Annotated in this window: 1 protein-coding gene; it reads left to right on the top strand. The window is 59.2% G+C overall.

Annotation, left to right across the window (positions count from 1 at the left end; translation table 11 throughout):
* On the top strand, positions 1 to 10,790 hold a 10,790-nt coding region (locus tag BM035_RS00325; RefSeq protein WP_175497311.1), incomplete at both ends, for an Ig-like domain-containing protein.

Genomic DNA, 10,790 nt, shown 5'->3' with positions numbered 1-10,790 from the left:
GTGGTCGCGACGGCAGTGGCACGGGCGTCTTTGCGCAGCAGTATGATGCGGCAGCCAGCCGGGTCGACGGCGAGTTTCAGGTCAATACCGAATTCTCCAGTACCCAGAGCCAGGTGGCACTGGCGGGACTTTCTGGCGACAACTTTGTGGCGGTTTGGCGTTCTCAGAACAGCGGCACCGCTGGCGATGGCAGTGGCGGCGGCATCTTCCAGCAGTTGTTTGGGGAGCCGGCAGACTTCGGCAGCCAAGCCTCGCCGACGCTGGAAGGCGTTAACACTGAATTGGATTTGTTTGAGGGGGATGTCAACACGACGCCGCAGCTGCTGGATGCCAACGGGGCAGTCGCTTTGAGTGATCTGGACAGCAGCGATTTTGACGGCGGCATGGTGCTGGTTTCCCGGCAGATTATTCCCGTGCCTTTATTGGGCCAGCTCAACGTACCGGATGACGCCACACAGGATCAGTTGGGCGTCAGGAATGAGGGTCCCGGCGCAGGACAGATTGGAGTATCCGGTACAGCGGTTACCTATGGGGGCATCGTCATCGGAACCATTGCCTCCGATGGCAGTAATGGATCCAACCTGCAGATTGACCTGAACAGCAATGCGACGGTAGAGGCGGTTGAAGCGCTGGTCGAAAACCTGACCTATGCCAACCCCTCAGATGACCCGGTAGACACCCGCCAGTTCCGTATTCAGGTAAGCGATGGAGATGGCGGCACAAGCGAACCGGCGTTAGTTAACGTCAATATCATTCCGGAAGTTGATGGTGTTGAAGCCATAGGGGCAGAAACTCAGGTCAACACAGAAACGGCGGCGGAACAATCCGAGCCGTCAGCAGCGACCTTGTCTGATGGCAGTTACATTGTCGTTTGGCGCTCCGATAGCAGCGGTGGCAGTGCGGATGGCAGTGGCTTCGGTATCTTTGGCCAGCGCTTTGCCGCTGACGGCTCGCCGCTCGGCACGGAGTTCCAGATCAATACACAAGCGGTGAATGCCCAGGATCAACCGGATGTGGCTGCGTTGACGGGCGGCGGTTTTGTCGTGACCTGGAGGGATCAAAATAGCAGCACCGATGGTTCGTCCAGTGCGGTGTCTGCCCAGCGTTTTGACAATGCGGGCGTGTCTCAGGGCAGCGAGTTTGTGGTTAACAGCACAACATCTAGCGGTCAGTATGAACCGGCGATTGCCGAACTCAATGATGGTGGTTTTGTTGTCGTCTATCGTGATGATAGTGGCTCGGACGGCAGCTCTTCCGGTGTTCAAGGTCAACGATTTGACGCGGCGGGTAATCCTGTCGGCACTGAGTTTCAGGTCAACACGGAAACCGGTTCATTCCAGTATGAGCCGGGTGTGAGCAGCCTCGCTGGTGGCGGTTTTGTTGTTACCTGGACGTCCTCTACCTCCGGTTCTGCCGGTGACGGCAGCGGCCAAGGCATTTTTGCCCAGCGCTACGACGCGGCTGGTAACCCTGTGGGTAGCGAGTTTTTGGTGAACACCGGAGTGTCCGGTGATCAGCGGGAGTCGGTGGTGGCGGGCTTGGCTGACGGCACCTTTGTGGTGGCCTGGACGGATCGGGCCGCTCTGGATGCCTCGTCCTGGGGCGTATTTGGCCAGCACTTTGCGGCAGATGGCACGCCGTTGGGTGAGCAATTCCGGGTCAATGAAAGCACATCCAGCAACCAGTACGAACCGGCGATTACCGCCATTGATAACGGCGGTTTTGTGATTAGTTGGCGCGACGACAGCGGCCGCGATGGCAGCGGTGCAGGTGTGTTTGGGCAGCAGTATGATGCCAGTGCCGCCCGGGTTGACGGTGAGTTTCAGGTCAACACCGAATTCAGCAGCAGTCAGTACGAACCGGCGCTGACCCACTCGGCAGGCGGTGGTTTCGTCGCCCTGTGGAGCTCGTTAACGAGTGGTACTGCGGGGGATGGCAGCTCCTCCGGTGTCTTCCTGCAGCGCTTCCAGGACGCCTCGCCGGCGCCTTATGAGCCACCGTCTGATCTGCTGAATGAACGGCCAGTGAATCTGTTCACCAGCGCAGATCAGGATGCTCCAGCCTCTGCCACCCTGACGGATGGAAGCTACGTGCTGGTATGGACGTCTGCCGGTCAGGACGGCGACAGCGATGGCATCTTCGCACAGCGTTTCAACGCCTCCGGCGAACGTATCGGGCCGGAATTCCAGGCCAATACCCAGCCCATCGGGCAGCAGTATCAGGCGGAAATTGGTGCCTTGAATGATGGCGGGTTTGTCATTTCCTGGACCGCCAATACCGGTCAGGACGGCAGCGGCGCCGGTGTGTTTGCGCAACGTTATGACGCCTCAGGGGCGACCGTCGGCGGCGAATTCCAGGTTAATACCGAAACCAGCAGTACTCAGGATAGCCCGGTAGTGGCTGGCCTTAGCGGTGGTGGTTTTGTAGTGATCTGGGACTCCACTAACAGCGGCACGGCTGGTGACGGCAGTGGCGACGGTGTCTTTGGTCAACGCTATGACGCGGCCGGCAGCCCGGTCGGCTCCGAATTCCAGGTGAATACCGAGTTTTCCAGTAATCAGAATGATCCGGCGGTGTCGGCGCTGGGCACTGGATTTATCGTGACCTGGACCTCCAACACCTCGGGCAGTGCCGGCGACGGCAGCGGTCTGGGCGTGTTCGCCCAACGTTATGATGCCAGCGGCACGCCGTTGGGCACCGAGTTCCAGGTTAATGTCGAAACAGCTTCTACGCAGGACGAGTCCGAGGTTGTCGAACTGGCCGGTGGCAATTTCGCGGTGGTCTGGACATCTACGACCAGCGGTTCCGCAGGAGATGGCAGCAGTAATGGCGTGTTTGCCCGGCTTTTTGATGCTGCGGGCACCGCGTTGACCGGTGAGGTGTTGGTGAATACCACGACTGCTTCCAATCAGGAAGACGCTTCTATTGCTGCCTTGTCCGGTGGCGGCTTTGTGGTGACCTGGACCGATAATAGCGGCTCGGATGGCAGTGGCTGGGGCGTCTTTGGGCAGGAATTCGACGCCGCCGGCACCCCAGTGGGGGCGGAGTTCCAGGTCAACCAGGAGTTCACCAGCACCCAGTACCAGCCGACGGTTACCGGTCTTGCAAACGACACCTTTGCCGTCGCCTGGAGTTCTTTCACCAGCGGGTCAGCTGGCGATGGCAGTGGTTACGGGGTGTTCCAGCGTTTATTCGGCGATGCCGCCGATTTCACGGTGCAGGCGGATCCTGAGCTGGAAGGCCTGCCCAGCGTCGTCAGTTACCTGGAAAACGACCTGAATGCAGCACCTCAGCTGATTGATACCAACGGCGCTGTCGCGGTCAGCGATATGGATTCAGCCGATTTCGAGGGCGGCCAGTTGGTGGTCAGCCGGCTGGTTGGTTTTGGTTCGGCCGATCAGTTTGGTTTGGATGCCGAATCACAGGAACAGTTGGGTATCCGCAACCAGGGTAACGCCAACGGCGAGATCGGGGTGAGCGGCGGCAGTGTGTCTTATGGTGGCACCGTTATAGGTAGCGTTCTGAGTGATGGTAGCAATGGCAGTGACCTGATTGTCGAATTCAACAGCAATGCCACCGCTGAAGCATTAGAGGCACTGGCTGAAAACCTGACCTATCAGAACACCTCCAGTGATCCGGTACCCTCCCGCCAGTACACCGTTCAGATCAGCGATGGCGATGGTGGCAGCTCCGATCCTCACATTATCACGATCGACATTGAGCCTGAGGTCGATGGCGCAGCGCCGGTATTCGGTGAACGCCAGACCAACAGCTTTGTCACCGGGTCGCAGGAAGATCCGGCGGTGGCGTCACTGGCCGACGGTGGATACGTCATAGTCTGGGAATCCGACGCTCAGGATGGGTCGGGCAATGGCGTATTCGGTCAGCGCTATAACGCCGAAGGTGTCATCGTTGGGCCGGAATTCCTGGTCAATGGCAATGTGCTGGGAAGCCAGGTGGACCCTCAGGTCGCCGGTCTTGTCGGCGGTGGTTTTGTAGTGACCTGGACGGATCAGGATTCCAGTGTGGATGGTTCCGGCTGGGGCGTTTTTGCCCAGCAGTATCAGGCCGATGGCACGCCACAAGGTACCCAGTTTCTGGTCAATACCACCACATCAAGCTCTCAATATGAGCCCTCTGTGGCGGTGCTTAATGATGGCGGCTACCTCATTGCCTACCGCGATGGCGGCAACGCCGATGGCAGTTTTGACGGCGTGTTTGCCCAGCGCTACGACGCCGCAGGTGCCACTGTCGGTGTCGAGTTTCAAGTCAACACAGAGGCCAGTTCCAACCAGTTTGATCCAAGTGTGGCATCGCTCGCTGACGGTGGGTTTGTCATTGCCTGGACCTCAGTCAACAGTGGCAGCGCCGGTGATGGTGATGGCTGGGGTACCTTCGCCCAGCGCTATAACGCAGCTGGCACCCCGGTAGGCAGCGAGTTCCAGGTCAACACCAACGTCCAGGGCTCGCAGTATGAAGCCGTGGTCGTGGGCCTGTCTGGGGGCGGCTTTGTGGTGGCGTGGCGTGACGACAGTGGTTTGGATGGCAGTGGTAATGGGGTTTTTGCCCAGCTTTACGACGCCAGCGGTGCGCCGGTCGGCGGGGAATTCCGGGTCAATGAGACTACGTCCAATTCCCAGACCGAACCGGCGATTGCTGCTCTCGACAATGGCGGCTTTGCGGTCGCTTGGCGCGATGGCAACAGCCCCGACGATGTTTTCGCGCAGCAGTACGACGCGGTTGGTAATCGCGTTGACGGCGAATTCAGGGTCAATACCGAAACCGCCAGTACCCAGGCGTCACCGTCCATCGCAGGTCTGCCTGGTGGCAATTTTGTGGTGGCCTGGCAGTCGTTCACCAGTGGCTCCGCCGGCGATGGCAGCAACTACGGCATTTCACACCAGCTGTTCGGTGATGCCGGTGATTTCTTTAGCCAGGCTTCCCCAGAGTTGGCCGAAGTGAACAGCACGGTGACCTTTGCTGAAAATCTGGTGAACGCCGTGCCGCAGCTACTGGACGCCAACGGCTCGGTGTCGCTGACGGATGTGGACTCCACCGATTTCGCCGGTGGCAGTGTCCTGGTCAGCCGCCTGACTATTCCCGAGCCGCTGTTGGATCAGTTTGAAAACAACGACGACGGTACTCAGGATCTGCTTGGCGTCCGCAATCAGGGAACGGGCGCCGGCCAGATCGGGGTGAGTGGTAACAACGTCACCTATGAAGGCACGGTGATTGGCAGCGTGGTATCGGACGGGCAGGGCAGCAATCCGCTGGAAATCAGTCTCAACGCAAGCGCCGATGCCGAAGCGGTGGAGGCACTGATTGAGAACCTGACCTACCAGAACCTGTCGGATAACCCGGTGGAATCACGCCAGTACCGCATTCAGGTCAGTGATGGTGACGGCGGAACCAGTGAGCCGGCGGTAGTGTCGGTCAACATTACACCTGAACGGGACGGTGCTGAGGCGGTATTTGAGGAGCGTACCACCAACAGTTTTGTCGAGGGCAATCAGGACGAGCCCGCCATAGCGGGACTGGCCAACGGCGGATACGTGATTGTCTGGGAGTCAGACGAGCAGGACGGCACCGGCAGTGGTGTTTTTGGTCAGCGCTACTCCGCCGATGGCGTGATTGTCGGGCCTGAATTCCTGGTCAATACCCAGGTTCTTGGCAGCCAGGTCGATCCTCAGGTCACGGGGCTGGCTGGCGGTGGTTTCGTAGTGACCTGGACCGACCAGCTCAGCGGTGTTGACGGTTCTGGCTGGGGAATATTTGCCCAGCGTTTTGGTGTGGACGGCCAGGCCCTGGGATCGCAATTCCAGGTCAACTCGACTACGGCCAGCTCTCAGTCTGAGCCTTCCATTGCAGCCCTGAATGACGGTGGCTTTCTCATTGCCTATCGGGACGGCGGCAACGCCGATGGCAGTGCTGACGGCGTGTTTGCTCAGCGCTACGACGCCACCGGCGCGACCGTCGGTGCCGAATTCCAGGTCAACACTCAGACCAGCTCCAACCAGTTTGATCCAAGCGCGGCGTCGCTTGCTGACGGCGGATTCGTTATTACCTGGACCTCGGTCAACAGTGGCAGTGCGGGTGATGGTGATGGCTGGGGCACTTTCGCCCAGCGCTATAACGCAGCTGGCAATCCGGTTGGCGGCGAATTCCAGGTCAATACCAACACCCAGGGCTCGCAGTATGAAGCCGTCGCCACCGGGCTGACCGGTGGCGGCTTTGTGATCACCTGGCGTGATGACAGCGCGCTAGACAGCGCCAGCAGCGGCGTTTTTGCCCAACTCTATGATGCAGCAGGAAATTCGGTGGGCAGCGAATTCCGGGTCAATGAGACTACCGAAGGCTCCGAGTTCGAGCCGACGATCGCCGCGCTGGATACTGGCGGCTTTGTGATTGCCTGGCGAGACAGCACTGGTTCAGACGATGTCTATGCCCAGCAGTATGACTCTGCCGGCAATCGCATCGATGGTGAAATCCTGGTGAACACGGAAACGGGCAGCACCCAGGCTTCGCCCGCCATTGCCGGGCTACCGAATGGCAACTTCGTGGTGGCCTGGCAATCCTTTACCAGCGGCACGGCAGGGGATGGCAGCGGTTACGGTATCAGCCATCAACTGTTCGGCAATGTGGGAGATTTCTCCAGCCAGGCCGCACCGGAACTGGAGGCGTTCAATAGCGAGATTACGCTGGCAGAATCGGCCGTCAATCTGACGCCTCAGTTACTCGATGCCAATGCGGCGGTCGCAGTTAGCGATGCAGATTCCAGCGACTTCGACGGCGGCAATATACTGGTATCCCGTTTGAATATTCCAGAAGCCATGCTGGATCAGTTCAATATTCCGGACGACGGCACCCAGGATCAGTTGGGCGTCCGCAATCAGGGCGTAGGGCCCGCCGAGGTGGGCGTCTCTGGCACGTCAGTTACTTACGGCGGAACGGTCGTCGGTACTATCGTGTCCAATGGGCAGAACGGCAGCCCCCTTGAAATTACATTAAACGCCAATGCAAGCGCCGAGGCGGTGGAGGCCGTAGTTGAAAACCTGACCTATGCCAACACCTCGGATGATCCGGTGCCCAGTCGTCAGTTCCGGGTGCAGATCAGCGACGGGGACGGCGGTACCAGCCAGCCTCAGGTGGTCACCGTCAACATCACACCGACCCCGGATGCCGCAGTGCCAATCTTTGGCGAACGACAGGCCAATACTGAGACCGATGGCACTCAGGATGAGTCTGCCGTGGCTACCCTGTCTGATGGCAGCTTTGTCATTGTGTGGACCTCCCAGTCCTCCGGGACAGCCGGTGACGGCGATGGCGATGGCGTCTTTGGTCAGCACTTCGATGCACTTGGAAATCCGTTGGGAGCGGAGTTCCAGATCAACACGGAAACCGCCACTAACCAGAACAATCCCCAGATAACGGCCACCAGCGATGGCGGCTTTGTGGTGGTCTGGCAGTCCGCTTCCAGTGGCTCCGCCGGTGACGGTAGCAGCAATGCCGTTATTGGCCGTCAGTTTGACGGTGTTGCCGGCGATGGCACGCCCACCGCTTCGGCCGCTGATTTCGTGATTAATACCAGTACTTCTTCAGCTCAGGATGAACCGGATGTCGTCGCTCTGCCAGGTGGAGGCTTTGTGGTGGTGTGGGAGTCCTCGGCTAGCGGCGCGGCTGGCGGTGACGGCAGTGGTGTCGGGGTGATTGGTCAGGTATTCGATGCCGCCGGCGCCACAGTCGGCGCCGAGTTCGTCGTTAATACTGAAACCAGCTCTACGCAATTCCAGCCCAAGGTGACCGCACTGTCGGACGGTGGCTTCCTGGTGGTCTGGACCTCGGTAACCAGCGGCGATGCGGGCGATGGAGACAGCAACGGTATTTTTGCCCAGCGCTACGACGCGGTGGGCAGTGCCGTTGATCGGGATGGATCAGTACTAGGGGTAGGAGAAAGCGGCGAGTTCCAGATCAACGTCACCATCGATGCCGCACAGGATGTCCCGGATGTGGCAGGGCTGGCCGGTGGCGGTTTCGTAGTGACCTGGGAATCGTCCGGTCAGGATGGCAGCGGCGACGGAATCTATGCCCGCCAGTTCGCCGACAACGGTTTGCCTGTGGCGAACGAGTTCCGCGTCAATGACGAGCGTGGTTCCAGCCAGCTCACGCCTGCGGTGACGGCGCTAGACACCGGCGGTTTTGTGGTGACCTGGCGGGACGACAGTGGCCGTGATGGCAGCGGCACCGGCGTGTTTGGCCAGCAGTATGATGCTTCCGGTAATCGTCTTGACAGCGAGTTTCAGGTCAACACGGAGTTCAGCTCAACCCAGTTTGAACCTGCCCTGTCGGCCCTGCCTGGCGGCGGATTTGTGGTGTCCTGGAGTGCCTTTACCAGTGGTGCCAGCGGCGACGGCAGCGGCTATGGCGTCTTTTACCAGCTGTATGGTAATGCGCCTCCCCAGGTCACGGATGGTGACGTGGATGGCTTCGAGGATCAGCTCCTGGTGCTGAGCGATCAACTGTTTGTCGATAATTTTGATGACCCCGATGGTCAGGGGCTTGCGTTCATTGAGATCGCGGTACTGCCGGACAATGGCGATCTGCTACTCAGTGGTGCGCCGGTCAGTGTCGGTGATCAGATTTCGCTGGCCCAGCTCGCCAATGGCGATCTGGCCTACCTGGGTGATTCGGATTATTTCGGACCGGACACCTTTGGCTGGCGGGGCAGCGATGGGCTGGTGTTGTCGACGGAGGTTGCCCAGACCAATATCACACTGGCACCGGTCAATGATGCGCCCGGGCTTGAAGCGGGTGCCGATGGCACCAGTACGGAAGGGCAGAATTTCAGTCAGAACCTGACGCTGTCCGATCCGGATCCGGACACCTACACCATCACAGTTGACTGGGGAGATGGTTCGGAGCCTTTGGTGTTCAACAGTGCCAACAAGAGCCCTAACATCAATCACACTTTTGCCCTGGAAGGCACCTACACGGTAACGGTGACCGTCAATGACAACTCCGCTGCGGCCAATGCCGAAGAAACGGATACTTTCGAGGTTACGGTGGAGAACGGCAATCCGATAGCACGGGACGATTTCTTTACGGTTGATGAGGACGACAGCGTTAACGGTAATGTGCTGCTCAACAATGGCACTGGCGCGGACTCGGATACCGGCGGTGACACGCTTTCGATCTCTGCGGTCAACGGTGTTCCGGCGGACATTGGCAGTACCATTACGCTTTCCAGCGGAGCACTGCTGACGTTGAACGCCGATGGCACCTTTGCCTACGACACCAACGGCGCATTCGATAGCCTGTCAGGCACACAGAATGGAGCCGACAGCTTCACCTATACCCTGTCAGATGGCGACGGTGGAACCGACACCGCCACTGTGAATCTGACCATCAATGGACTGAATGACGATCCGATTGCGCAAGACGACAACGTCAGCACCAATGAAAATGTTTTGCTGAACGGCAATGTTCTGGTGAATAACGGCAACGGCGCGGATGAGGACATCGACGGCGGTGTGGGCGGACTGACGGTGGTGGCGGTCAATGGCTCACCAGTGGATGTTGGTGCCGTGGCTACACTGGCTAGCGGCGCGCTGCTGACACTCAATGCCAACGGCACTTTCAGCTACGACCCCAATGGGCAGTTTGATTCACTGGATTCCGGGGAAACCGGCGGTGATTCCTTCACCTACACCATTGAGGATGAAGGTGGGGCACAGGACACCGCGACGGTCAATGTAACGGTCAATGGTGTCGGTACCACCAACACCCCACCGGTTGCTCAGGATGACAGCTTTACCACCGATGAAGACACCGCGATTGCCGGTAATGTGCTCAGCGACAACGGCAGTGGAGCGGACGCCGACGCCGACGGTGACACGCTAACCGTCACGACAGTAGGCACCTTTGCAACCACCGGTGGCGGCCTGATTAACATCAACGCCGACGGCTCGTTCAACTACTCCCCCAACGCTGCTTTTGAGTCACTGGCAGCCGGTGAGAATGATGCGGATTCCTTCACCTACACGCTCAGTGATGGCAATGGCGGAACGGACACTGCCACCGTCAACTTCGCGATCGATGGTGTTAACGACGCACCGGACGCTGTCAACGACCTGCTCAGCACGGACGAGGATACGCCGCTTTCCGGCAATGTGTTTGCCAATAACGGCGTGGCGGCGGATTCGGATGCCGAAGGCGATATCTTTGTTGTCTCAGCCGTCAACGGTAATGCCGTTAATGTGGGGGTTCAGATTACGCTGGCAAGCGGGGCCTTACTCACCGTTAACGGCGACGGCACCTTCACCTACGACCCGAACGCTCAGTTTGAGTCATTGGGTGTTGGCCAGTCTGATACTGACAGCTTTACTTACACCATTGACGACGGCAACGGTGGCACCGATACCGCCACGGTGACCCTGGCAATCAACGGGGTCAACGATGCGCCGGATGCGGTTGACGATGCCTTTGCGACGGATGAAGACACTGCCTTATCGGCCAATGTGTTGGCGGACAACGGCGCCGGATCTGATTCCGACGTAGAGGGTGATGCGCTGGTTGTCACCGAGGTCAACGGTAACGCGCTGAATGTTGGCGCCCAGATCACCCTGGCCAGCGGCGCGCTGCTGACGCTGAATGCCAACGGCAGTTTCGACTACGACCCCAACGGGCAGTTTGAGACTGTGGCGGTGGGCGACAGCACCAGTGAAAGCTTCAGCTATACCGTCAGCGACGGTAACGGCGGCACCGATACGGCCACCGCGACCATTACCATCGAC

The sequence above is a fragment of the Marinobacter sp. DSM 26671 genome, from assembly GCF_900112835.1.
GTDB classification, from domain to species: domain Bacteria; phylum Pseudomonadota; class Gammaproteobacteria; order Pseudomonadales; family Oleiphilaceae; genus Marinobacter; species Marinobacter flavimaris.
The sequence above is the reverse complement of the archived record's forward strand: the minus strand, read 5'-3'. Positions and strand labels throughout refer to the sequence as shown.